Below are 26,593 nucleotides of genomic sequence, written 5' to 3' on the forward strand. Positions count from 1 at the left end.
AGGATCCACCTGTTCCCATCTCGAACACAGTAGTTAAGCTCATAAACGCCGAAAGTACTTGGCTGGAGACGGCCTGGGAGGATAGGAAGCTGCTGATTGCTTAAAGGCACACCTGAGGGTGTGTCTTTTTTTATGTATGGCTTTCTATCCTCCCAGGAGACCTGGTGAGTAGGACAAGTTAAAGGTAAAAAGAATAAAACGACGACAGATTCACTGCATCGCTTAGTTCATTATTTTTTAATTATATTATCAGTTAATTGATAATAAATAATTAATGAAGGTCTAATTATAAATTTTAATAATTACTATTTATTACATATTCTATTCATGCATAGAATTATCACTTTTTTATATAGATTCCTATCTAGACTAGTAAATACGTGGTTTATAGCTATCTTTCTGATATTTAATAATATACCAAAATGTACCAAAAATTACTCGTTTTGATTATATTTCATATCACTTTCACTATGTTTTCACGAATTATCTATATACTAGCTATAGTTGATTGAGATCAACTAAGGAAATGGAGGTCTACTACTAATAACTTTTACCTGTCCCTTTTACAAATAATACAAACAACACAAAACAATACAACACATAAAACAACACTTAAATACACAACAATACTCTCCCTGTGTATAAACAAAACAATACATATACAAAACTCTCTAATTATATATACCATCTCCCGTATATATAAAGGTAAAAGTTAGGTAGACATAAGAGCCCTTGAAAGAGGGCTCTTTTCCTTTAATATTTTTTATTATTTATTGATTAATAAGCCTATATTTCTTGACATAGTATGTAATATTTGTTAAACTAATCAAGTATCAAGCAAAGCTTGATGAACATAGGGGTATAGCTCAATTGGTAGAGTAGCGGTCTCCAAAACCGTTGGTTGTGGGTTCAAGTCCTACTGCCCCTGCCAAAATTTGGATGGCGGTCTTCGGGCCGCATGTCCATAAAATTACTCAAAAAATATTAAAAAATGCTTGCGTAGCCGCAATCATTATGTTAATATAAGTGAGTACCTTGTACATGACTCAGTAGCTCAGCTGGATAGAGCGTTTGACTACGAATCAAAAGGCCAGGGGTTCGAATCCCTTCTGGGTCACCAAATTAAAGCATCACAGTAATGTGGTGCTTTTTTATTTTGCTTTTTATATGTATATAAAGGACCCTACATATTTATGTAGGGTCCTTTTATGAGCTAATGATCTTTATTTAATTAACTAAGTTTTATTATTTCGCATGTGGCTGATCTGATTCAGCTACTACGTTAACGACGATTTCTTGATCTGCAGAAATAAGATTCATAATGATGGGGATTGGCTGTTCGATGGCTTCAGCTATACTTTTAATTTGTCGCATTGCAACAGGATAAGGTGTTGTTCTATCACTTTGAAATAATTCTTCCAATTGGGTGATTTCTGCTTGACTTAGATTCGATTTATTTGCGAATTCTTCAACTGTCATATTATGTTGTTCGCGATAGCTTTTAATGATTTCACCGATATACATAATCGCCTCCACTTGAATTATATTAATACATTTTTATTTTATGTGAAAGTTCGATAAAACTCAAGTTAGATTGAAATGATACTTCATATTATTGATACATAATGGTTTTATATTATAAGATGAACATATAATGATACTGATATATATGGAAATGAAAAGAGGTTTGCTATGAAGACGAATAGAAAACAACTTTTAATTGTTTATATATGTTTAGCATTAGGGGCTTGGAGTGCTAGCGCTGGCATCAGCTTTAGTCAATCAAATAGAGATACGAATCAAACGCGTCGAGATAATACGATAATACAGCATAAGTCTGAAAAAACTGTTGACGATTCTGACCAAGGCAGTCCTGTTATTGCATCGTATTACAAAGATGGCAAAAAAAAGAAGAAAAAGAGTACTGCTGCTGATGAGACTAAGCTTTCAGAGAAACAAAAAGCAACTAAAGAATTGAATGAACATTCTTGGGTAGAAGAAGCGGGAAAACATCCCTTACCGTATGCGGTTGTGGAAGGGAACGCGGTCAGTGAAGAAGAGTTAGCCCACTGGTGGAAGGTTTTTAATGATCCCGTATTGGATCAATTAATTGATTTGACCCTCAAAAATAATCGGCAGTTAGAGGTAGCTCGTTCTCGAGTTAGACAAGGACGGTTACAGTTGGGTATTGCTGAAGCACAGCGATTACCTTGGCTAGATGCTTCCGGTTCATGGTCGGCTAATAGAGGTCAGGGTGAATGGGATTCAGACCGAGAAGCGATAAAGAATTTACCTATATCTGATAAGATGACGAGAAATGTAGAAACCGGTAAATTGGGAATTGATGCGCGATGGGAAATTGATATATTCGGAAGACAAAAAGCAAAATCACGTGCTGCATCGAATTCGTTACAAGCATCACAGGCGGATTTATATTCCACCTGGGTATCTTTGAGCGCGGAAACCGCATTACAGTATATGTCGTTAAGAACTTTACAGGAGCAATTGCGCATAACAGAAGATGATGTGAAACGTCAACAGGAAGCGTTGGAACTGATTAAGATAAATAATCAGTCTGGTATTATTAATGAATTACCTGTGCAACAGGCTACATATGCATTATCTCAGACTCAAGCGGAGATTCCTTCATTAAAGAAAAATATAGCTTCCACAATGGCTGCTCTTTCTATATTGACGGGAACAGTTCCAGGCGAGATTGACGGGTTATTGATGGAAAATACTTCATTACCTACGGTGGATCCACACATGTTTATCGGCATACCGGCGGAAGCTTTACGACAACGGCCTGATATTCAGGCGGCGGAACGACGTATTGCGGCGCAACAACAGAAAACCAAGGCTGCAAAGGCTGACCTTAAGCCTAGGTTTTCACTAAATGGCAGTATAGGCTTGGAGTCGTTTTCATCGGGAGGTCTTATTTCGGCTATCGGTAAAATGATAGGAATAGGACCATCTATCACTATGCCTATTTTCAATGCCGGTGCTATTCGTAAGAATATAAAGATACAAACAGAAAAGGAACAGGAATATTTGGCACTTTACGAAGAGACTGTTTTGAAAGCTGTAGGGGAGGTTCGAAATGCGGTAACGGATGCATCTCAGGATCATATTAAGTCCGAGGAATTGAAATCTGCTGTAGAATCTGCACAGCAAGCGGAATCTTTGGCACAAACCAATTTTGACTCCGGTCTTAGCGATTACTTAAGTGTTCTTGATGCACGAAGAAATGTATTGTCTGCAAGGCGGCAATATATCATGAGTCGGGGGCAAGAGTTTGCTGATACCGTTCGTTTATTCAAATCCTTAGGCGGTGGTTGGGAAGCCATGGACATGGATCAGGAGGCAGAGGCGGACTCGCATGCTAAGAAATAGTGTGAGAAACGGGGAATGATTATGAAAGAGAAACTTGATGTCATTAAAGGGTGGATGGCGAATAATAGAAAAAAGTGCGCAGGTATAATGATTGCCTTTCTAATAATTTTGGGTGGAGTAAGTTATTATGCTTATAATCAATACGAAGCGTACATTGCCTCTCATCATATTGTGTTGCAAGGCAATGTGAATCTGCGTGAAGTTAATGTTGCATTTCGGGGAAGTGACCGGATTGCCAGCCTTTTGGTGGATGAAGGTGCGGTGGTGAGCCAAGGGCAGATTTTAGGGTATTTACATTCTGATGAATTGAATCTTACTGTACAGCAGGCTAAGGCTACCATTGCAGCACAGGACGCTATAGTGGCCAAGTTGCAGGCCGGCAGTAGACCAGAAGAAATCGCTCAAGCATCGGCACGAGTTACATCTGCAGAAGCTGCGTTAGCTCAATCGAAACAGGAAGCAGAGAAGTTACAAAAATCCTATAATGCTTCAAATGGTAAGGCCGTTAGTCGACAGTCTGTAGATGATATACAGGCGAAGGTGAAAGTATCGGAAGCCAAATTAAACGAGGCTCAGCAAGCATACAATTTAGCTGTCGCAGGGCCAAGACAGGAAGATATAGCACAGGCCCAAGCCCAATTGGATGCGATGAAAAGCGAACTGGCCCGTCAGGAGTTCTTGTTGAACCAATCTGTATTAACGTCCCCGATAGACGGTGTTATAACGGCCCGATTATTACAGGTCGGTGATATGGCTTCACCGAATACACCTGTATTTAAATTGGCTGAGAATACTAAGAAATGGGTACGTGTATATGTGAACGAACGGGATTTAGGAAAAATTTATAACGGTATGGATGCGAATGTGACGACGGATACCAATAAGAATGAACCGATTCACGGTACAATCGGATATATATCCTCCGTAGCGGAATTTACACCTAAATCGGTAGAAACGAAGGATGTGCGTACTACACTTGTATATGAAGTGCGGGTATATGTAGATGATCCTGATAATCGTCTCCGTTTAGGAATGCCTGCCACTGTTTCCATTGATATATAGAGGTGTGCGGTGAATGATGTATATGCAATCGAAGCGTCACAATTATATAAAGAATTTCCCCTTGTCGGAGATGATCCTATAATAGCATTGGACCATTTGGATTTTAAAATTCGAAAAGGCTGTTTAACTGCGTTGGTCGGTCCAGATGGTGCGGGAAAAACGACTTTGATTCGTTTGATAGCTGGTTTATTGGATGCCACGGCTGGTTCTTTAGAGGTCCTCGGAATGGATGTGAAAGCACATTCACAGGCAGTTCAAGATAGACTCAGTTATATGCCTCAGAAATTTGGGCTTTATGAGGAATTATCCGTCAGTGAAAACATGAATCTCTATGCAGATTTACACGGTATTCCTTTGCATGTGAGAACGAAGCGGTTTGAAAAATTACTGCATATGACAGGGCTAGCCAAATTTACTAAGCGTCAAGCCGGTAAATTGTCAGGCGGTATGAAGCAAAAGCTTAGCCTAGCTTGTACATTGGTTCGTTCTCCGGAGCTATTACTGCTCGATGAGCCTACCGTAGGGGTCGATCCATTTTCAAGGCGGGAGTTATGGGAGATCTTAGAGTCGCTGGTATGTACAGATGGAATTAGCGTACTTGTTAGCACTGCATACTTAGATGAGGCGGAGCGTTGTAAAGATGTTTTCGTCCTCAATAAGGGGCGCTTTTTAGCAACCGGGACACCGCATGAGTTGACTCAAATATCTGAGGAACGATGCTTTCAGGTAAAGATTCCGAAGTCATTGAGCATGCGAAATGTACAGGCCGCATTGATGGATGACAGGAAATGCGTGGCGGATGCAGTTCCAGAGGCCGGTGCTGTGAGGTACATAAAAACAAAAGAAATGCTTTCGATTCCATGGCTTAATGAGTATGGTATGGAGGAAGAACCAGTTCAGAGCCGTTTGGAAGATACCTTTATGATGTTGTTAAAAGAGGATGAAATTGCCTCAAAACAAGGGGCTAAGCCTTTAGATAGTATCGATATGGATTTAGATGAAAGTGCGATAGAGAAAGAACGAAAGCATTTGTTGGCCCCCAATGAAATGGTTGAGCGTCCAGTAGAAATTTCCGTATCTCATTTGGTGAGGACATTCGGTGATTTTACGGCGGTGGCTAATACATCATTTACGGTGCAGCGCGGAGAAGTATTCGGGTTACTCGGACCAAACGGAGCAGGGAAGACGACGACATTTCGTATGTTGTGTGGATTATTGCCTGTAACGAGCGGGGATTTGCGCGTGGCCGGCATTGATGTCGTTAAATCCCGTACGGCGGCAAGAAGCAATTTCGGATATGTAGCGCAAAAGTTTTCTTTGTACGGTAATCTGTCTGTTATGGAAAACTTGAATTTTTTTGCCGGTGTGTACGGCCTTCACGGACAGAAGAAGCTTGATCGTATAGAAGCCGTTATCAGTGAGTTTCGTCTGAATGACGTGAGAGATATGATAGCCGGTGATTTGCCTGGTGGTTATAAACAGCGCTTGTCCATGGCGGCTGCCTTAATGCATGAGCCTAAAATTCTTTTTTTGGATGAGCCCACAAGTGGTATTGATCCTCTTACACGGCGTAATTTCTGGCGACAGATTACTTCTTTATCAAAGCGAGGAACAACGATTATTATTACGACTCATTTTATGGATGAATCGGAATATTGTGACCGTATTATGATTCAGGATGCAGGAAAACTCGTTGTACTGGGAACACCTGATGAAGTTAGACGGATTGCCGGCGATGAGAATTGTACTATGGATGAAGCGTTTATCTCCGTCATACTAAAAAAACGGGAACAGGAGGATGACGTATGAACGGATTTATAAGACGGTTTTCCTCATTGGTATACAAGGAGACCTTACAAGTATTGCGCGACCCTAGCACTATTTTGTTGGGTGTTGTGCTACCTATACTACTTATTATCCTCATCGGCTCAGGGGTTACTTTGGATGTTAAACACGTGCCGATAGCAGTGGTTATGGAACGGCAAGATTCTATGACCCAGAGTGTGTATGACTCCTTATACGGCTCTGAGTACTTTCAACCTATAGCAGTTCGCGATAGAAAAACGGCGGAACTATTGATGGAAAAACGAAAGGTAGATGCCATATTGGTGATTCCACAGGACTTTTCTGCTCAAGTTATGCGTGGACAAGGGAAAGTGCAGGGGATTTACTATGGTGTCGATACTTCGGTAGCGATGAGCATAGAAAGTTATGTAAACTCAGCTATTAACTTATGGGCCGTTAAGAATATTCCGTTTATGCTACGTGGTGGATATATAACAATGAACCCTCGCATGTGGTTTAATGAGGCAAATACAAGTACCTGGTTTTTGATTCCTGGGCTCATCATGATTATCATGACGATTGTATCCGTTTTTCTTACGGCTGTCGTTATGGCTAGAGAATGGGAACGTGGTACTTTTGAGTCTTTATTCGTTACACCAGTTAAGCCTATTGAAATTATTTTGGCTAAGGTAGTGCCTTATTATGTATTGGCCATGTTGGGGCTGTTGTTTTGCCTCGGTGTTTCGTATTTCTTTTATGAAGTACCTATGCGTGGTTCCTTATGGATCATCTGCATCGTGTCCACATTGTATTTAATTGTTTCCTTAAATATGGGACTACTTATATCTGCGTTTACGAAGAAACAGTTCTTAGCTTGTCAAATGGCGTTACTTACCAGTTTTTTACCGGCGTTGATATTGACGGGGTTTTTATTTGATCCACATTCACAACCTGTGGTGATTCAATATATTTCACGGCTTTTACCTCCTACATATTTTTTAGAATTACTGAAATCATTGTTCCTAGGTGGAAATAACTGGTATTTGATTATTAAAAATAGTGCCGTATTATCGGGGTTTGCTATTTGCTTTACAATATTGACAATTTATATTACGCGGAAGAAGGTGGAATAATGAATTGGCGACTGTATTGGAATCAAATTGTCTCCATCATATGGAAAGAGCTATTAGCCACCTTTAAAGATCCGAAAACTCGTATAATCTTATTGTTACCGGTTATTATTCAAGGGTTCCTCTTCGGTTACGCCGCAACCTATAATCTCAACAAGGTTCCCTATGTATTGATTGATGAAAGTCATACGCAGACCGCAGCTGCATTAGAATCGACTATTAATTCATCCGGTATTTTTGAACTGTATCAATCTGCGAACTCTCCGGATATAATCGCACCACTAATAGACTCCAACAAGGTTATTATGGCGGTTATCATACCTCAGGATTTTGAAGAAAACTTAAAGCATAAACAACCTACATCTATTACTGTTATTGTAAATGGAACGAATACAATGACTTCAGGTCTTGCCACAGCCTATATGGGGCAAATCATTTCTCAATTCAATCAGACTTGGTTAGGTGTTGAGCATAAGGGAATCACGATTGAATCTCGTACCTGGTACAATGAAAATCAGCAGTCTTCCTGGACTTTCTTGACAGGTCTCGTTATATTGATCAGTATGACACAAGTTATCATGTTGGGGGGCTTATCTGTGGCGAGAGAACGAGAGCAGGGGACCTTTGATCAATTATTGGTGACGCCCGTATCATCTATGCAAATTTTGATTGCAAAGTCTATACCCCCTATGATAATAGGACTGTTTCAAAGTACTGTATTGTTATTAATAGCCATGTTTTGGTTTAAAGTTCCATTTCGGGGCAACATATTTCTTGTGTATGCCGTGTTGTTTACGTTTATAAGTAGTAGCATTGGATTGGGGTTATCTATTTCGGCTATTGCAAAAAATATGCAGCAAGTTCTCGTATATGTTTTTGTTTTTCTTTTTCCACTAGCATTATTGTCCGGATTAATCACACCTGTACATAACATGCCGAAAATATTGCAATATCTTACATATGGAAATCCTATGCGGTTTTCTGTTGATGCAATGCGCAGGATTTATTTAGAAGGTGCAGGATTGACGGATATTTGGTTTAATTTTATTCCTATGATTATCCTAATCATTATAAGCATGTCCATAGCAGGATGGCTATTTAGAAATCGCGTTGGATAAAGCTAATGATTAGATTGTTAAACTTTTTATATTTTGTTATAACAATACGGCAGACCTATATAGCATTTTTTTATTAATAAATATGCTACTGCCGTATTGACTAAATGAATGTAGACTGTTAGAATAAAGGCATAGAAAATATCATATTTGGGAATAGGTGCTGAAAAGCATAATAGAGAAGCCGGTTAAAGGCCGGCACGGTCCCGCCACTGTATGGTCGAGCGAGTCTAAATTAAGTCACTGGGAAACTGGGAAGGCTAGATGAGCGATGACGCCGAGTCAGGAGAACTGCCTATTCAACATTCACCATTTGACCTACGAGAGATAGGGAGGAGAAGTTAATAGCTCCTTTTTACGTACCCGTAAAAAGGATTTTTTAGTTCTATTGGATCTAAATTGTATTATAGTTGATTTAGATTTTAGTTCTATACGACCTAAATGTCGTGCTATGGTCATGGTGGATTACCTTTTTGGTATTACCAGCATGACATATGTTGTGACTGTTAATATATTTTATGGTAAATGTAGGGCATGCATTTATTCATCATCATCCTAAAAAAGAGGCTGACCCAGGGTTCTAGTAGTTCGGATTCTGGGTCAGTCTCTTTTTATTTTGCAAATATTAATTATCGGTAAGATCTTTTAGATAGAGGTCTGTAGCGTTAAGCTTTAGATGAAGTGTAAATAGATATAGAATCGTAGAATAATTAAGAGCTTTTAGATTTAGAAGTTGCTTTGGGTTTACATAAATCGTAAGGTGTAATTAGATAGTTGTTTTTCTTTGAATCTATTTTTAGATGTATGAATTTTAAGTCATTTAAAAAAAATGATTGACGATGAATTCCATACATGATATTATTATTTCAGTTGAGACGCGGGAGTGGCGGAATTGGCAGACGCACCAGACTTAGGATCTGGCGCCTTACGGCGTGGGGGTTCAAGTCCCTTCTCCCGCACCAACTTTATTGCACCTTTAGAGGTGTATTTTTTTTGCCTAAAATTAAGTAGTTAATGTGGATATTCATATCGATAAACACTTGTAGTTTAATAGTAGGGTAGGTACAGAATTAACTACTACATTATATGTTATAATAAATGAGTTAGAACTATTTAATTAATACAATCATAGTAATACTATATGGTGCAGTATGAATAATACATTAACAAAACTGCTTTCACAGAACCCATCCTTTGTGGATGGGCTAAACGCATTTCAGCGTAAGGGAAAGTCAGTCATATATGGTCTTAGTGGATCTCAAAAAAGTTTCCTCTTAAGCCAATCTTTTTCTGCAGGTCTTAAAAAGCCTGTAGTCATCGTAGTCCATGATAAGGATCATAAGGAGATGTGGGAGCGAGATTTAGCTTTCTTTTGGCCTAATGTGCCAGTCCAATCATTTCCTATAACAGATCATGTAGACTTTACAACTGTAGCACGTAGTCTTGAAAATCAAGGTGCACAAATGCGAGCATTAGCATTATTAGCATGGCAGGAGCCGGCAGTAGTCATTGCCAATGCTGAAGAGGTTACACAATATGTTGTATCCCCTCATTATTTAAAGGGGCAATCGTTGCATTTTGCTTTGAATGATGCAATTGAACGTGATGTAGCTCTTGAACAGCTCGTAACAATTGGATATGAACGCGTAGACCAGGTGGAACAACGTGGTCATTTTGCTGTGCGCGGAGATATTTTGGATATTTATCCTGTAAATAGTGATCATCCGATTCGTATTGAATTCTTTGGAGATGAGATTGATACATTGCGTTTCTTCTCTGTTGAGAATCAACGTTCTATTGAACAAATCGAATCCTATACGGTGACGCCTTTCTTTCTTGGTCAAAGTGATGCGGATAGCACTCTATTATCTTATGTGAAAGATGGCACTTTGATTTATGATGAGCCAGGTCGTATTCAAGAGGCGTTAAAGAAATTCTTAAAAGAAGATCCTACACATCGGAAAAATCATTGTGATTGGAATGAACTACAACGCACTGTAGATGCTACGAATCAAGTGGCTTTCACGTTTATGCAACAACGTTCTATTGGTCTCACTGGATTTAACCCTATTGGTATTCAAGGGAAGACGATGACGAGCTTTGAGCGTCAAATTCCCCTATTAACAGATGAAATTAAACAATGGCATCGTTTAAATCATCAAGTGGTACTCGTATTAAATAATCAGCAACGACGAGAAGGTATTGAGCGCGCCCTTGAAGGGGAGAATATTGCATTTATTCATAGTGATACATGGATAGCAAAGCCAAACACCGTCGTTATTTTAAAGGGCTTATTAACAGATGGTTTTGAATTGCCCAATAGCCATCTCGTAGTTGTCGTAGAAGGTAATATTTACGGACAGCAAAAGCGCAAGCTTCGTAATAAGCCTAAAAAGGGCCAAGAAATCAATTATTTTACAGATTTAACGCCTGGTGACTATGTAGTACATAATATGCATGGTATCGGCAAGTATATTGGTCTTAAAACAATTGAGACGGAAGGCATTCACCGCGATTATATTGAGATTGCTTATGCTGGAACGGACAAACTGTTCTTACCAGCTAATAATTTAGATCAACTGCAAAAATATATTGGCAACGAAGGTGATGTGCCACGTATTAATAAGATGGGTGGTCGTGACTGGAGCAAGGTTGTTTCAAAGGCAAAAAAATCTATTGATGATTTAGCAGATAAACTCGTTGAGATATATGCACAACGAGAAATCACAGAAGGTTTTGCATTCTTGCCAGATCAACCATGGCAGCAAGAGTTTGAAGATGCATTCCCCTATGAGGAAACGGAAGACCAATTACAGGCTACCGCAGAGATTAAAGAATCCATGGAAAGACCTGTTCCTATGGATCGCTTGCTCGCTGGTGATGTAGGTTTTGGTAAAACGGAAGTGGCTATGCGCGCCATTTTCAAGGCTGTTATGAGCGGAAAACAAGTAGCAGTACTTGTACCAACTACGGTTTTAGCACAGCAACATTTCCAAACTTTTTTGAATCGCTTTGCTCCATTTGGGGTGAAAGTAGATGTGCTTAATCGATTCCGAACTACATCAGAGAAAAAACAAATTCTAAAAGGTGTAGAGGATGGATCTATTGATGTTCTTATTGGAACTCATTCATTACTTAACAAAAAGGTGGTATTCAAAGACTTAGGAATGCTTGTTGTAGATGAGGAGCAACGTTTTGGGGTAGCACAAAAAGAAAAGTGGAAAGAGTGGGCTAGCAATATCGATGTACTCACATTGAGTGCTACACCGATTCCGCGGACTTTACATATGTCCCTCGTTGGCGTTCGAGAAATGTCTGTTATCAATACTCCGCCAGAGGAGCGATTGCCTGTTCAAACCTATGTGGTGGAATACGATATGAATCTCATAGCAGATGCTATCAAACGAGAACTTGCAAGAGGTGGACAGGTCTATTTCATATATAACCGTGTCGCGTCCATTAATCACATGGGAGAACTATTAGAATCCGCATTGCCTGGCTTGCGTTATGCTGTTGCTCATGGACAGATGACAGGCCGTCAAATTGAGGAGATTATGACCGATTTCTATGAAGGTCATTATGATGTACTCTTGTCCACGAGCATTATTGAAACCGGTTTAGATATTCCTAATGCAAATACTATCATCATTTATGATGCGGATCGCTTAGGTTTATCTCAGCTATACCAAATGCGAGGCCGTGTAGGACGCTCTCGTAGACGTGCTTATGCATACTTTATGTATCGGCCAGATAAAATACTTTCAGAGGCAGCTGAAAAGCGTTTGAAAGCCATAGAGGAGTTCACCGAGCTCGGCGCAGGATTTAAGTTAGCCATGAGAGATTTAGAGATTCGCGGTGCTGGTAATCTATTAGGTTCACAGCAACATGGTAATATCGCATCCGTGGGCTTTGGCATGTACGTGAGCATGTTAGAAGAAGCGATTGCAAAGGCTCAAAATAAAGAGGTTGAGCGAGATGTATCCATTGATCCAGCTATCGACTTAGAGGTAGATGCGTTTATTGATGATGCGTATATCAAAGATAGTGCTCGTAAGATTTCTGTATACCAACGATTGTTACATATTAAATCTAAAGAGCAACTCGACGATATGACGGATGAGCTCATTGATCGCTTCGGTACACCAACCGATCCAGTAGACCGTTTGTTGCGTATTGCTCAAATTAAGGAGCAAGCACGTCTACTGGGCATTAAGAGTATCGTCCGTAGAGATAAGCAGCTCACCATCCATTGGTATGACGATTCTAAAATGGCCGATTGGGACATGGGGGCTGTACGAGAAGATTTATGGAAAAAAATGAAGTTTATGGACACCAAGCCAGCCACATTATATGTGAATCTTAATGGCATGAAAGGTTCTGTTTTGACCATTACGGAAGCGGTGATAAAGGCTCTTAGCCACAAGTCACCGACTAAGGAGGGCCTATGAATCGATTTTTAAAAGGAGCCATGATTTTAACCTTAGCCGGTATTATCGTGAAGGTCATCGGTGCGTTTAGTAAGGTTCTTATTGCACGGATTTTAGGTGGTGAAGGAATTGGCCTATATATGATGGCCTATCCAATCTATCAAATTATCATTAGTATTTCTGCTGCAGGTATTCCTGTAGCCATATCTATTATGATTGCAGAGAAACTTGCTAATGATGATATGCGAGGCGTACAACAAGTATTTTCCGTATCTTTAAGGGTACTCGCTATATTAGGGCTGGTATTTAGTTTGGCCTTATATGGTAGTGCGCAATGGCTCGTAGACAATCAAATCATCACCGATCCACGTGCTTTAATTGCTATTCAGTTATTATCTCCAGCCATTTTTGTAGTGACCATCCTGAGCTGTTTTAGAGGGTATTTCCAAGGTTTCCAATATATGGTGCCTACTGGTACGAGTCAAGTATTTGAACAGATTTTTCGTGTGTCATCTATGGTAGGTTTGGCATACTACTTCATTGATCGTGGACTCCATTTAGCGGCAGGTGGTGCGACCTTTGCTACATTCCCAGGCGTATTGGCAGGGTTACTTGTATTAATTTATTTTTACTACCGACAACGTAATGTTCGAGAGAAGATGCTTTCACAACAGAATCCTAATGCTGTTTATGAAAGTAATGGCACCGTAGTTAAACGCTTGTTTAGCCTTGCTATACCTGTTTCTATGGCGAATATTATGCTTCCTATGGTATCACTCATTGATACATTTATCGTCCCAAAACGATTGATGGATATTGGATACTATCTCAATGAAGCAACTACACAATTTGGCTATTTAACGGGTATGGCAACATCTCTGATTGGGTTGCCAATTATTCTAACTACGTCCTTAGCCGCTAGTCTTGTACCAGCCGTATCTGAGGCCCATACTCAAGGTGATGTACATCGCATCGTGAAACGGGCGGAGACGGCGATTAAAATTGCTAATATGTTTACGATTCCAGCCTGTATTGGTCTCTGCGTATTAGCTACACCAATATCGCAATTAATATATGCAACACCCCACGCAGGGCCTGTTATTGCTGTTATTAGCTTGAGTATTATGTTCCTCGGTTGGCAGCAGGTTACTGCAGGTGTTTTACAAGGTTTAGGAAGAACAGTAATTCCTATGGTGTCGATTTTTATCGGCTTATTAGTGAAGACATTCTTAGATTATGAATTGACAGGCAGTGTTGAGTTGGGCATTAATGGTGCAGCTTGGGCGACGAATTTAAACTTTGCTATTGCAGCGCTTATTAACTATATTTTTGTAAAAAAATATGTAGGTTCGGTATTCAACACATTAGAGTTATTAAAAATAATAGTATCTGCCATGGCCATGGGTGGTGCTACACAAGTCATCTATGTGAGCACTGTTGATTTATTAGGCAATGGTGGCGCTGTGGCTGCAGCAATTGTAGTGGCTATTTTTGTATATGGTTTATCGTTATGGCTTACTAAAGCTGTCGTAAAAGATGATATATACCATTTCCCAATCATAGGCAAGCGCATACAAGCTCGACGCAATAGGGAGGAAGCAAAGCTATATGAAGAACAATATTGATATTCAACCTTTAGTCGATGTAGTGAAAACTTTGCGTGCACCAAATGGCTGTCCTTGGGATCAAAAGCAAACGCATGAATCTTTACGCCGCTATTTTATAGAAGAGACTTACGAAGTAGTAGATGCCATTGATAATAAAGATATGCCAAATCTTCGTGAAGAGTTAGGTGATGTATTATTGCAAGTTGTCTTTCACAGTCAATTGGCAGAGGAAGCTGGTCATTTTACACTTCAAGATGTAATTAATGATGTCGCTGAAAAAATGATTCGTCGTCATCCTCGTGTTTTTAATCCTGAAAAAGATGAAAAGTCATACACTTGGGATGAATTAAAGGCACAAGAAAAGAAAAATATTCAAAATTCTGTATTGGATGGTGTATCGAAAAGTTTACCTGCTTTAATGGCGGCTTATAAGCTCCAAGAAAAGGCTGCAAAGCTAGGATTTGACTGGGATGAGCTTGATCCTGTTTGGGCTAAAGTTTCCGAAGAAATGGGGGAATTTAAGGAGGCTATTGACCAAAATGATAGAGAAAATATGGAAAAAGAAGCAGGAGATGTGCTTTTTTCCTTGATTAATCTATTCAGATGGTATAAAATAAGCGGTGAAAATGCACTAAATCGCACAAACACAAAGTTCCGACAGCGTTTTTTACATGTAGAAGCTTGTGTTAACCAAAGCGATCGCTCATGGGAAGACTTTTCATTAGCTGAGCTCGATGCTTTTTGGGAGGAGGCTAAAGTGCAGGAAAAGTAACCTAGAGGTTTATACACTTCTAAGGTATTGTAATTTTAAGGAGGTTCTGTCATGAACAAAACAGAATTAATCGCAAGTGTTGCACAAAAAACTGAATTAACTAAAAAAGATGCTGAAAAAGCAGTAAAAGCTGTATTTGACACAGTAGCTCAAGAATTAGCAGCTGGTGGCAAAGTACAAGTTATCGGCTTCGGTACTTTCGAAGTTCGTGAACGCGCAGCTCGTGAAGGCCGTAACCCACAAAACGGTAAAACTATCACAATTGCAGCTTCCAAATCCCCTGCATTCAAAGCTGGTAAAGGTTTGAAAGAACAAGTTAACGCTGCAAAAGCTAAAAAACGCAAAAAATAATCCATATTGGATGTGAAAGAGACCTTTCGAGGTCTCTTTTTTTTATCTATTTATGGTATAATGCACAGAGAAAGGGTGCATTATGAATAACGAAACATCAAGGAAGGTTCTCATCGTGTCTGCCTCAATCGGCACTGGACATATGCAAGCCGCAAGAGCCATAGAAGAATATTGGAAAGAAAAAGAGCCACAAGCATCAATTACCCATGTTGATTTTCTTGATACAGAAACTATGTCTGTAGAGCATTTAATTAAGGGTACCTATATCAAGATGATTGACGTATTCCCCATGCTCTATGATATGATTTATCGCGTATCGAAAGGGGAAAAACGAGGGACCATTATGCAAACCGCATTGTCGTACCTACTTAAAAGCCGCATGCTTAAACTAGTACAACAAGAAGAGCCAGATGTAATGGTCTTTACACACCCATTTCCTTGTGGGGCGGCATCGATTTTAAAACGTCAAGGTCATATAGATGTACCACTAGTGGCTATTATGACAGACTTTAGTAGTCATCAGTTTTGGCTTTATCCACAGATTGATGTTTACTATGTTGCAACAGAATCTATGGTACCTGAAATGGTAGCTTCAGGTATCGATGAATCTCGTATTCATGTATCTGGCATTCCAGTGCGGCGATCTTTTTTCCGTGATGCTATTGAAGAGTATAGCTTAGAGGAACCTGTGAAAGTTCTTGTTATGGGTGGTGGCCTAGGTTTAGGCTCTCTTGAGACGGCTTTAAAACATCTAGATGAAGTAAATGGTATTGGTGAAATTACCGTTGTAGCGGGACAAAATACGTCTCTTTACGAATCGTTAGTTGTCCTTAGTGAATCTATGAAGACGAAGACCACCGTATATGGTTATACTACCAATATTTCTGAGCTCATGAAATCATCGTCTTTACTCGTTACAAAACCTGGTGCATTGACCTGTATGGAGGCTGTTACAATCGGATTGCCAATGGTATTCTTTAATGCTATCCCAGGGCAGGAAGAGGCAAATGCAGAACTGTTAGAGCAACGGGGGTGTGCTCGTTGGGCTCGCGATATTCACAACTTAGAAGATGTGGTAACTGCACTGTTAATTAATTCTCCGCGACTTCAACAAATGTCTGAGCGTGCTCGCGAATGGCATGTGGATGGGGCTGCTGATATCGTAAATAGTCTCATTGAAATTTTAGATGCTAGTGCACAAGATGAGCTTGTGAAAGCTCAAGAGGCAATTAGCTAACCAATATAGAAAAAGCGATGACCTAAAGGGCCATCGCTTTTTTCTATTGATACTGTTCAATATGTTCTTTTCGAAGTTTTTGTAATGTGACTAAGAAAGCATCCGTACTTTCTGCACCATCCAATAAATCTTTTAATTGGTAAGAGTCATCAAGGGTAACACTCCATTGGAAGGAGTCGTTATCGTCGTACACATTGAATACGACTGGTGTCTCTAAGTCCTCTGGCATATAGCCGTCATCATCGGACACAGTTGCATACGTGCCATCCTCTAAGAGCTCAGTAAATAATGTGTCATACCCATCAATGTCGATAAGTTCAAAGTTGATACTTTCATAAAAGTCTAAAACCATATCCGTCGCCATGTGGACCTCCTCATGAATATATATGTTACGTTTATTCTACTGAGGGCGCCTGTTACTGTCAATGGTAATGTGTAGTATAATAAATAACAGAATTACAAAATAGGAGCGGAATATGAACGTTATTAGTTTACAGAACATAGAGAAATCATATGGCACAAGGCTGTTGTTTAAAGAGGTGAGTATGACTTTTACCACGGAAAAACGATTAGGTCTTGTGGGCATCAATGGAACGGGTAAGTCTACATTTCTAAAAATATTAGCAGGACGAATGGAAGCTGATAAAGGCACCATTGAGCGTAATGGTAAGGCTAGCATTTATTACTTAGCGCAGACACCTGATTTTGATGCGGAAGCTACTTTGCTTGAGGCCGTTCTTGATGGAAATCATCCTCGGTTGCAAATGGTAAAAGCTTTTGAACGTATTAGTCGTGAGTATCGCCAAATGCAAGAGTCTGGTAAAGACGATGCTAAAATATCTCGCAACTATATGAATGCATTGGAGCAAATGGATCAACAAGACGGGTGGCAGGTAGAGCAAGAGGCGCGCATTATTTTATCTAAATTGGGCTTTCCTGATGTGGAGCAAAAGGTAGCTATGTTATCAGGAGGGCAAAAGCGTCGTCTTGCATTGGGGCAAGCATTGCTATATCCATGTGATCTTTTATTACTAGATGAGCCGACTAACCATTTGGATGAAGATAGTATTGATTGGCTAGAGTCGTATTTGAGTGTACGTCAAGGAGGATTATTAATCAGTACCCATGATAGATATTTCCTCGATTCCGTATGTAATGGTATTTTAGAGCTATCAAATCGTCATATGTATCAATACGATGGCAATTATGAAGAATTTATTGCCTTGAAAGCTGATCGAGAGGCTCGTGAAGCTGCTACGGAAGAAAAACGACGTCAATTTTTAAAACGAGAAATCGAATGGGTACGTCGTGGTGCTCTGGCTAGAACTACAAAACAAAAGGCTCGTCTTGACCGTTACGAAAAATTAAAGAATATGGAGAAAACCCGCCGGCCGGATCAAATGGATCCTATTGCGCTGAAGACACGTTTAGGAAAAACCATCTTTGATATTGAGCATTTAGAGTTTTATTTTGATGAACGTCCTATGATTAAGGACTTTACCTATCACGTGGTACGCCATGATCGTATCGGTATAGTAGGACCCAATGGTGTTGGTAAATCTACCTTTATGAATATCCTTGATGGCACCTACGAAGCGACGAGAGGCACTATTGGTAAAGGTGAGACCGTTCGCATTGCTCATTTTAAACAAGAGCTACCTGAATTTGATGAAGATATGCGCGTTCTCGATTATATTCGTGAGGACCACTCTTATATGGTACTCGGTGATGGGTCTACATTGAGCGCAGGACAAATCCTTGAGCGATTCCTTTTTACCCCAGAATTACATGGTGTACCGATTCGAAAACTCTCTGGCGGGGAACGTCGTCGTTTATACCTCTTAAAATTGTTGATGAGCGCCCCTAACGTATTATTGCTGGACGAACCGACGAATGATCTTGATATTCCAACATTGGAGGTATTAGAGGATTTCCTTGACTCCTTTAGTGGCGTCATCATCACAGTTTGTCACGATCGGTACTTCCTAGACCGCGTAGTAGATAAATTATTTGTCTTTACCGGCGATGGGCATATTGAAATCGTTCATGGCTCCTATTCTGACTACAAGGATGCTCTTGATGAAAGTAGTGGTAGCAAGCGCCCATTCTATATGCCAAATGATAATATACCGGCTAATTCCAAAGTGGTACAAGCTGTAGAAGGTGGAGAGGCTGATAGCGATGACTCTGTTGATAATCAATCAAATACGTCAGATATCTTTGGAAATGACAATGTAGTAGCTGTTGGTGAAACAGATACTTTCAAAGCAATACTAAAGAAGGGCCTCAATAAAGCAGAGGAAGCGGAGTATGCCAAAATTATGGATGAATTGCCAAAGCTAGAACATTTAGTAAAGGGCCTCGATGTTATGATAAGCCAAGTGGCTACTGATTATGAAAAAATGCAGTCACTGATGGAGGAACGAGAAGAAACACAGGCCCAAATAGATGCGCTCACTGAACGGTGGATGGAATTAGAGGAACGCCTATAATTCCTTTTATCATGCCATTTTTTAATATCTGCTATGCAAAGGAATTACGTGTAAGTTTATTGATAAAACTCACAATGTATAGTATAATTTCTACGATTAACGATAACAACGTTACCTAAGTAGGAGGAACTCATGAGTAAGTACCAATTTTTAGACCGTCGCGTACCAATTGAAGACGGAAATATTGCATTAGTACAAGATTTAACTAAATGTAAAAACTGCTCCTTATGTCGTAAAGCTTGTGCTGTAGACATGGGTGTATTTGATTATTATGATTTAACAACTAATGGAGATCATCCAATTTGTATTCATTGTGGTCAATGTGCATCTATTTGCCCGTTCGATTCCATTAATGAACGCTCTGAAATTGATGAAGTAAAAGCAGCTATTGCTGACCCTAATAAAATCGTCATTTTCCAAACTGCGCCTGCCGTGCGTGTTGGTTTGGGCGAGGAATTCGGCCTTGAGGCTGGTACATTTGTAGAAGGTAAAATGGTAGCTGCTCTTCGTAAATTGGGTGGCGATTATATTCTTGATACAAACTTTGGTGCGGACATGACTATCATGGAAGAAGCATCTGAGTTATTAGAACGTGTTATTAATAGTGATGCAGTATTGCCTCAATTCACATCTTGTTGTCCTGCTTGGGTTAAGTTTGCGGAAACATTCTATCCAGAATTCTTGCCAAACCTATCTACGGCTAAGAGCCCAATTGCTATGCAAGCGCCTACACAAAAAACATACTTTGCTGAAAAAATGGGCCTTGATGCAAAACAAATCGTGGCTGTTGCAGTAACACCATGTACAGCTAAGAAATTTGAAATTCGTCGCGATGAAATGAATTCCTCCGCGGAATACTGGGATACACCAGAAATGCGCGATACAGACTACTGTATTACTACACGGGAACTTGCAAAATGGTTGCGCGCAGAAGAAATCAACTTTGATAATCTTGAAGATTCTGCTTTTGACCCATTGATGGGTGAAGCTTCTGGTGGTGGTATCATTTTCGGTAACACTGGTGGTGTTATGGAAGCGGCTATGCGTGCGGCTTACAAAATGGCGACAGGTGAAGATGCACCTCAAACATTGATTCCATTTGAAGCTATTCGCGGCATGGACGGTGCTCGTGAAGCAGACGTAGTGATTGGGGATAAAACATTACATGTAGCGGCAGTTCATGGTACCGGTAATTTGCGTAAGTTCATCGAACGCATGCGTGCAGAAAATATCCATTATGACTTTATCGAAGTAATGGCTTGTCGTGGTGGCTGTATCGGTGGTGGTGGTCAACCACGCGTTAAATTACCGATGGCTGACAAAGCTCGTGAAGCTCGTATTGCATCCTTGTATACTCGCGATGCAGAAGTAACTGTAAAAGCTGCTTGTGATAATCCGGATATCCAAAAATTGTATGCTGAGTTCTTTGATGGCAAACCTATGAGCCACAAAGCACATCACATGTTACATACTACCTTTGTGAACCGTTCTGAAGATTTAGGTCCTAATGGCGCTTGTACGCCTGGTACATGCCCTACATCTGTGCCTAATTTGAAAAAGGCGGCAGAGGCGGCTAAAGCGGCAGCGGAAGCTAATAACTAAGAGTTGATGGTTACTAGTTAACAAAAAGCACAAAGATAGCTAAGAAATATATAGCAGATAGTTGATATGTTAGTCAGCTATCTGCTTTTTTATCTATTTTATATAGTGGAAATATGGTCAATAAAAGCTTTCACAGAGGTAGATTCTATATATGCCATATACGCATAGGGGTTAAAATATAGAGATTGGTAAATTGGTTTAGGAATTACCTGTAGTATGCTATAATTAAATTGTTATTATAGAAGCAATCAATACTGGTTCGGGAGGATCTTCATGGCTTTTAAATTAAAAGGAAAAGAAGAAAAATTTTTCAGTATTTTGGAAAAGCATGCTGCACTAACCTATGAAAGTGCGGAAATGATGGAACGCGTGTTTAAGGGGGATATCTCTAAGGAAGAGGCATTTCTTGAAATTGATACAAAGGAAAAAGCTGCCGATGAATTAGTAAATGAAACTGTAGAGCGTTTACGTAAAACATTTATCACTCCAATGGATCGTGAGGATATTCAGCTTTTGATTGACCAACTGGATACTACATTGGATAATATCAAAGAAATCATGGATAAAATGGTTATGTATCACGTTGGCAAACCAAGTGATGGTGCTATTCGCATGAGTGAAATTGTTGTTAAATGCGTTAAGCATATCAACAAATCCATTGGTTATATGGGTAGTCTTAAAAAGGATCATGTGAAGGTAGAGGGGCGTGTTCACCAAGTATTGAAACTTGAGTCTGAAGCGGATAATATTTATCATGAAGAAATGGCTAAGCTCTTTACAGAGTGTACAGATCCAATTGAAATTATCAAATGGAAGGAAATCCTTAGCGCTATGGAAGATGTAATCGATGGATGCGAAGATTTGGTTGGTACATTCCGCCGGGTAGTATTGAAGTATGCTTGATGCTCATTATTTAGTATGGCTAGTTGTATTTTTAGCATTAGCCTTTGACTATATCAATGGCTTTCATGATACGGCGAATGCCATTGCCACATCCGTTTCTACACGAGCTATTGAGCCTAAAAAGGCGATTATGATGACCGCTGCTCTCAATTTTTTGGGTGCAATGGTTAGTACAGGTGTTGCAAAGACTATTGGTGGTGATATAGTAATGTCGCCATCTCTTATCGATAGTGGTATTATTTCTGCAGCCCTTATCGGTGCCATTACATGGAATCTTTTAACTTGGTATTGGGGAATCCCAAGTTCCTCATCCCATGCTTTGATTGGTGGTATCATCGGTGCTGTGGGCTGGTCTGTAGGATTTGATGCGTTGAATGAGGCGGGGATTTTAAAAATCTTTTTGTCTCTTATTTTATCTCCGATTGTAGCCATGATTGGTGGCTATATTGTGATGAAAGTATTGTTGCTTATTTTCGGTAGATTTTCTCCAATTGTTTTAAATGATCGATTTAGATCCATGCAAATTGTATCAGCAATTATGATGGCATTTTCTCATGGCTCTAATGATGCACAAAAAGCGATGGGGATAATCACATTAACCTTACTTAGCGGTGGTTTCATCGATACATTAGATGTACCGATTTGGGTAAAGCTTTGTTGTGCTACTGCAATGGCTATGGGTACTGCTGTAGGCGGTTGGAAAATTATCTCTACAATGGGTACCAAGATTTTCAAACTAGAAACTATTAATGGGTTCGCTGCTGATTTAAACTCGGCGATTACTATTTTTACAGCTACATTCTTACATTTGCCTGTAAGTACTACACACGTAGTAAGTGGTTCTTTACTAGGTGTAGGCTCTTCTAAACGTATTAAAGCCGTTAACTGGGGCGTAGCAAGATCTATGGTTATGGCTTGGTTTGTAACGATTCCATTATCTGGCATCGTTGCCGCTATTGCTTATGAAGTAGGTCACTTACTATTTGGCTAATTCATATACTTTTTATTACAGTAAAAAAGACTGCAAACGCAGTCTTTTTTGTTTGTCAAAATATTCTTCCTATATTGTTATATTTATAAATACTTTGCTTTTCTATTTTAAAATTCTATTTATTATATATGTACGTGATAGTTTCTAAATAATCTAAAAATATAGAAATAAACTGATTTGTAAATACTATATTCTATAAAAGAGATTTATCTATATTTGGCAACATTAATGTTACAATTCAAGTTGAATAGGGGAAAATACTTATAAATATGTGTTTTATTGATTATGCATTTTACTAATAAATGAAGTTTATTACTTGTTTATAGGCTGTTAAGAGGTTGTTTAAAGTGAATGGCTATTGCATACTTATGTATCGGAGGTTATACTATCGGTAGAAGGAGTTTTTCAAGTGAAAAGTGAGGTATGTATATGGCATGGGGTGGATCTAGACGCGGTGCCGGGCGCCCACGTAATCCTATTAAACGTATTGGTAGAACCTTTCGACTTAGTGATGAAGAGTTTCTTTCGCTAAAGCCATTGATCATGGCTATTAAGGCAAATAATGATAAACGATATAGGCAACAATATAACCGAGAAGTATAAATAATCAGGCATTGTCACAGCATATACAATTTAATACATTTTAAATCTATTTTACAATAATTCATTATTTCTAAATCTTTCAACTACAACACATCTTTACTCTCTAAAACAATATGCTGTGTGCAATACAAGCAGTACGAAAAGGTCCCAATTCATTTGAATTGGGACCTTCTTCGTTATATATAATATACAATACATATTACATATTACTCTATATTTTGTTATATTAAATTAGTCTACTTTGATGCCGTGAATTTCTTCAGCTAAACGTTTTAGAGCATCAACGGTACGTACCCCAGGAGTGATTTCAGAAAGTTTTACACGAATGAAGTGACCTTCTTTAACGGCTGTGATATCTTGAAGTTGAGGGTTAGCCTTGATCTTTTCAATTTTTTGTTGAAAATCATCATCGTTGCGAATAGAATTACCATAGTCGGCGATAATAATATAATCAGGGTTTTGTGCAATTACTGTTTCCCAAGAACCTTTAGCCCATGTTTTATCAACGCCTAAGCCGCTCATTACATTATCAGCACCGATAAGTTTTAAGATGTTAGTAGTATAACCCTCGAATGCTGTGAATGGTTGACCGTCTTCAGAGTCATAAATGAAAACGCGTTTACGAGGTAAGTCTTTTAGTTTATCCTGGATAGCTGCCAATGTTTTACGTTGACCTGCAACCCATTCTTCAGCTTTAGGTTTTACGCCGAAAATCTCACCCAATTTAATCATGTCGCTGAAGTTGGTTTCTAGGTCAGCTTTAGTAGATAACATGGATTCAGGAATCCAAATATTAACCTTTTGGGAAATCATTTTATCTGCAGGTATAGCTCGTTTGCTGAAAGAATCAGGCCATCCCGTAGCGAAGTCAGGCTTTACGGACATGAATACTTCATAGGAAGGCCATTTATCAGATAATACTTTTACTTTGTCGTAAGCCGCTTGTAAAGGTGGGTAGATTTCTTCTTCTTTGAAAGCGGTCCCAGCCATTTTGTCTTCAAGGCCTAATTGTAACATCATTTCCGTTGTTGCTTGGGACATGGACACTGCATGAGTTGGGGCGGATTTTACGGCAAAGTCTGTTTTTGTACCGTCAAATGTTTCACTCCATGTTACAGAGGTCCCGTTATCACCTGTAGTTTTTGTAGTATCAGAACCACAACCAGCAATAGCGAATGTAGCACATGTCATTGCGATTAATAATAATTTTTTTGACTTTCTTAAATTCTGAAACATAGTAAGTCCTTTCTTTACTAATTAATAATATAAATGATAGCGCCCTTCATCCCAAGAGGTTTTGAAAGGAACTTCAAAAATTGGTTCAAGAATTTCAGGTGTGAGCACCTCGGTAGGGGAACCTTCTTTTAGGATAGTTCCGTTGTTCATGATGACTATATGATCGCAATATTGAGCCGCTAGATCTAAGTCGTGAAGAACTACAATCGTAGTGCCTTTAAAATCACGCAATTGTTTCATTAGTGCCACTTTGTACTTCATATCTAAATGATTAGTAGGTTCATCTAAAAGAAGTATTTGAGGTTTCTGGGTTAAGGCTTTAGCAATGAATACGCGTTGCTTCTCACCACCTGATAAATGATGAATTTCTTCATTTGATAAATGGGTGATGCCTACTTCATTCATATAATGCTCTGCAATTTTAACATCCTCAAAACTATAGGTGCCAAAGTGTTGTTTGTACGGATACCGTCCCATGAGAACGATATCTTTTACGAGAAAATCATCGATCATAGCGTCTCTAGATTGTGTTAAGACTGCTACCAATTGAGCAAATTCGCGACCTTTATAAGACTCTAAAGGTTTTTCGTTTAATGTGATTTTGTTTTTTGATGGATGAAGTCGATATAGATGGCTAAGTAGCGTAGACTTACCACATCCATTTGGTCCAATTATGGCTGTTATTTTATTGGTAGGAAATGTTACAGAAATATTCTTTAACACTTCTTTGGTTTCATAAGAAAAAGACAGCTGATTAATTTGATACATAGTATCTCCTATAGATATGATATACACTAACCATTGTGTTTATAACGACTCATGATAATCCAAATGAAGAGTGGAGCCCCCAATAAAGATGTAAGCACACCAATAGGGATTTCTTCTGGACTGTAGAGTGCTCTCGATAATACGTCTGACCAGATCATAACGATGCTACCTATGAGTGCACTAAATAGTAATGTATGTTTATGTTTAGGTCCGCCTATAATCCGAGCAAGGTGAGGGATGATAAGGCCGATAAAGCCAACTACACCAACCTTTGATACTAGTGTGGCGATCACAATAGAGGATATGACAACAATACTTAATTGTAACTGCTTAACGGAAAGGCCCATTTGTGCTGCTTCATGATTACCGAGTAGCAACACATCAAGGTCTTGATTGAACGTATAGATATATAGCATAAATAAGGTTATGATGATTGCTGTTAATGGTAAATCACTCCATTGTATGCCTGCAAAGCTGCCAAGTAGCCAGAACATAGCACTTCGCACTTGAGCTTCGTGTTTGGCTCCGTAAATAATCATCATCGTTAAGGCTGAGAATACACCAGTCATACCCATACCTATGAGGATAAGTTTTACGGGGCTGTTGCTTTTACCAACACATAAGAGGACTAATATAATTGAAAGTGCTGCGCCTAGGGCCGCAAAAATAGGCGTATTGTACTGGCCTAAGAATGGTAGCCCACCCATGATAATAGCGAAAACGGCACCTGTGCTTGCGCCAGAAGAAACACCTAATACATAGGGATCTGCGAGGGCATTGCGCGTGACCGTTTGCATTAATAGACCCACAAGTGATAGACCTATACCTGTTAGAACAGAGTAAATAAGTCGTGGTAAGCGGATATCTGTAATAATCGTATTAGTCATAGATGCTGTAGCATTTACATCAATCATAGATAGAAGAGCTGAAATAATTTGGTCTAGAGAAATGAATTTAGCGCCAAACTGTAAAGCTGTTACTAATGAAATACAGAGGATTAGACAGAGTACAAATACTTTTACCGAAGTCTGCATAAAATCTCCTTATTCTATTTTTTATTTAGGTAGTCTAATTCTTATCTAAGTATAGAGAATTTTCAATATATATACAATATTAATA

20 protein-coding genes, 3 tRNA genes, 1 rRNA gene, 1 pseudogene and 1 riboswitch are annotated in these 26,593 nt (G+C 39.2%); of the genes and pseudogenes, 20 read left to right on the plus strand and 5 right to left on the minus strand.

What is annotated here, in order from left to right; translation table 11 throughout:
* From rrf to E7A03_RS08775, 3 genes are all read left to right on the plus strand, one after another.
* Positions 1-98, plus strand: a 5S ribosomal RNA gene (gene rrf, locus E7A03_RS08765); the annotation flags it as partial.
* 757 nt (positions 99-855) lie between these two features.
* Positions 856-931 (plus strand) — tRNA-Trp (locus E7A03_RS08770).
* A gap of 112 nt (positions 932-1,043) precedes the next feature.
* Positions 1,044-1,120, plus strand: a tRNA-Arg gene (locus E7A03_RS08775).
* A gap of 125 nt (positions 1,121-1,245) precedes the next feature.
* Here E7A03_RS08775 and E7A03_RS08780 read toward each other — a convergent pair.
* On the minus strand, positions 1,246-1,524 hold the full coding sequence (locus E7A03_RS08780) for a helix-turn-helix domain-containing protein (RefSeq protein WP_128114310.1): 279 nt from the start codon (positions 1,522-1,524) through the stop codon (positions 1,246-1,248).
* A 168-nt stretch (positions 1,525-1,692) separates the two neighbouring features.
* Between E7A03_RS08780 and E7A03_RS08785 the strand changes: the two genes are divergently transcribed.
* The 12 genes and pseudogenes from E7A03_RS08785 (at position 1,693) to E7A03_RS08835 (ending at position 16,879) form a co-directional block, all read left to right on the plus strand.
* Positions 1,693-3,393 (plus strand): efflux transporter outer membrane subunit, encoded by a 1,701-nt coding sequence (locus E7A03_RS08785; RefSeq protein ID WP_278472769.1) that lies wholly within the window; start codon positions 1,693-1,695, stop codon positions 3,391-3,393.
* A gap of 21 nt (positions 3,394-3,414) precedes the next feature.
* Complete coding sequence (locus tag E7A03_RS08790; RefSeq protein WP_287507641.1) at positions 3,415-4,455, plus strand: efflux RND transporter periplasmic adaptor subunit; 1,041 nt, start codon at positions 3,415-3,417, stop codon at positions 4,453-4,455.
* Positions 4,456-4,464: 9 nt separating this feature from the next.
* Positions 4,465-4,962: pseudogene (locus tag E7A03_RS09950) on the plus strand (ABC transporter ATP-binding protein); the annotation flags it as partial.
* Positions 4,963-5,502: 540 nt separating this feature from the next.
* Positions 5,503-6,264, plus strand: a complete 762-nt coding sequence (locus E7A03_RS09955; RefSeq protein WP_371744924.1) for an ABC transporter ATP-binding protein — start codon at positions 5,503-5,505, stop codon at positions 6,262-6,264.
* Entirely contained in the window at positions 6,261-7,373 is a 1,113-nt protein-coding gene (locus E7A03_RS08800; protein ID WP_101928791.1) for an ABC transporter permease, read from the plus strand. Before E7A03_RS09955 ends, E7A03_RS08800 begins: the two co-directional genes overlap by 4 nt.
* Positions 7,373-8,488: an ABC transporter permease gene (locus tag E7A03_RS08805; protein ID WP_302683035.1), complete on the plus strand. Its 1,116-nt coding sequence runs from the start codon at positions 7,373-7,375 to the stop codon at positions 8,486-8,488. Before E7A03_RS08800 ends, E7A03_RS08805 begins: the two co-directional genes overlap by 1 nt.
* 138 nt (positions 8,489-8,626) lie before the next feature.
* A riboswitch (cobalamin riboswitch) is annotated at positions 8,627-8,798 on the plus strand.
* A gap of 564 nt (positions 8,799-9,362) precedes the next feature.
* Positions 9,363-9,447 (plus strand) — tRNA-Leu (locus E7A03_RS08810).
* Between the two features lie 189 nt (positions 9,448-9,636).
* Entirely contained in the window at positions 9,637-12,933 is a 3,297-nt protein-coding gene (gene mfd, locus E7A03_RS08815) for a transcription-repair coupling factor (RefSeq protein ID WP_316074033.1), read from the plus strand.
* On the plus strand, positions 12,930-14,537 hold the full coding sequence (locus E7A03_RS08820) for a putative polysaccharide biosynthesis protein (RefSeq protein WP_302683034.1): 1,608 nt from the start codon (positions 12,930-12,932) through the stop codon (positions 14,535-14,537). The genes mfd and E7A03_RS08820 overlap by 4 nt, the downstream gene beginning before the upstream one ends.
* The gene (mazG, locus tag E7A03_RS08825) at positions 14,521-15,291 is read left to right on the plus strand and encodes a nucleoside triphosphate pyrophosphohydrolase (RefSeq protein WP_278617828.1); all 771 of its coding nucleotides are present in this window, start codon (positions 14,521-14,523) and stop codon (positions 15,289-15,291) included. The genes E7A03_RS08820 and mazG overlap by 17 nt, the downstream gene beginning before the upstream one ends.
* 51 nt (positions 15,292-15,342) lie before the next feature.
* Positions 15,343-15,642, plus strand: coding sequence for an HU family DNA-binding protein (locus tag E7A03_RS08830; RefSeq protein WP_004696710.1), 300 nt, complete (start codon positions 15,343-15,345; stop codon positions 15,640-15,642).
* Positions 15,643-15,724: 82 nt separating this feature from the next.
* A complete protein-coding gene (locus E7A03_RS08835) occupies positions 15,725-16,879 on the plus strand; it encodes an MGDG synthase family glycosyltransferase (RefSeq protein ID WP_008714438.1) in 1,155 nt (384 codons plus the stop codon).
* A 43-nt stretch (positions 16,880-16,922) separates the two neighbouring features.
* Here the strand turns inward: E7A03_RS08835 and E7A03_RS08840 are convergent, their stop codons facing one another.
* Positions 16,923-17,243, minus strand: a complete 321-nt coding sequence (locus E7A03_RS08840) for a hypothetical protein (RefSeq protein WP_008714437.1) — start codon at positions 17,241-17,243, stop codon at positions 16,923-16,925.
* A gap of 112 nt (positions 17,244-17,355) precedes the next feature.
* Here E7A03_RS08840 and E7A03_RS08845 point away from each other — a divergent pair, with 112 nt between their 5' ends.
* The 5 genes from E7A03_RS08845 to E7A03_RS08865 all read left to right on the plus strand — a co-directional run bounded on the left by E7A03_RS08845 (position 17,356) and on the right by E7A03_RS08865 (position 23,470).
* Positions 17,356-19,371, plus strand: coding sequence for an ABC-F family ATP-binding cassette domain-containing protein (locus tag E7A03_RS08845; RefSeq protein WP_281782867.1), 2,016 nt, complete (start codon positions 17,356-17,358; stop codon positions 19,369-19,371).
* A gap of 132 nt (positions 19,372-19,503) precedes the next feature.
* Positions 19,504-20,973 carry a [FeFe] hydrogenase, group A gene (locus E7A03_RS08850; protein WP_278621865.1) on the plus strand — a complete coding sequence of 490 codons (1,470 nt, stop codon included), beginning with the start codon at positions 19,504-19,506 and terminating at the stop codon, positions 20,971-20,973.
* 273 nt (positions 20,974-21,246) lie between these two features.
* Complete coding sequence (locus E7A03_RS08855) at positions 21,247-21,876, plus strand: DUF47 domain-containing protein (protein ID WP_004697557.1); 630 nt, start codon at positions 21,247-21,249, stop codon at positions 21,874-21,876.
* Entirely contained in the window at positions 21,869-22,867 is a 999-nt protein-coding gene (locus E7A03_RS08860) for an inorganic phosphate transporter (RefSeq protein WP_004696698.1), read from the plus strand. The genes E7A03_RS08855 and E7A03_RS08860 overlap by 8 nt, the downstream gene beginning before the upstream one ends.
* A gap of 429 nt (positions 22,868-23,296) precedes the next feature.
* Entirely contained in the window at positions 23,297-23,470 is a 174-nt protein-coding gene (locus E7A03_RS08865; protein ID WP_004696696.1) for a hypothetical protein, read from the plus strand.
* Positions 23,471-23,701: 231 nt separating this feature from the next.
* On the opposite strand, the gene E7A03_RS08870 is transcribed toward E7A03_RS08865, so the two are convergent.
* The 3 genes from E7A03_RS08870 to E7A03_RS08880 are packed head-to-tail and all read right to left on the minus strand — an operon-like array spanning position 23,702 to position 26,508.
* A complete protein-coding gene (locus E7A03_RS08870) occupies positions 23,702-24,706 on the minus strand; it encodes an ABC transporter substrate-binding protein (RefSeq protein ID WP_008601594.1) in 1,005 nt (334 codons plus the stop codon).
* A gap of 21 nt (positions 24,707-24,727) precedes the next feature.
* On the minus strand, positions 24,728-25,474 hold the full coding sequence (locus E7A03_RS08875; protein ID WP_287507620.1) for an ABC transporter ATP-binding protein: 747 nt from the start codon (positions 25,472-25,474) through the stop codon (positions 24,728-24,730).
* Positions 25,475-25,500: 26 nt separating this feature from the next.
* Positions 25,501-26,508: a FecCD family ABC transporter permease gene (locus E7A03_RS08880; protein ID WP_008601589.1), complete on the minus strand. Its 1,008-nt coding sequence runs from the start codon at positions 26,506-26,508 to the stop codon at positions 25,501-25,503.
* Positions 26,509-26,593 lie beyond the last annotated feature (85 nt).

The sequence above is a fragment of the Veillonella parvula genome (assembly GCF_032472435.1).
Taxonomy (GTDB): Bacteria; Bacillota; Negativicutes; order Veillonellales; family Veillonellaceae; genus Veillonella; species Veillonella parvula_N.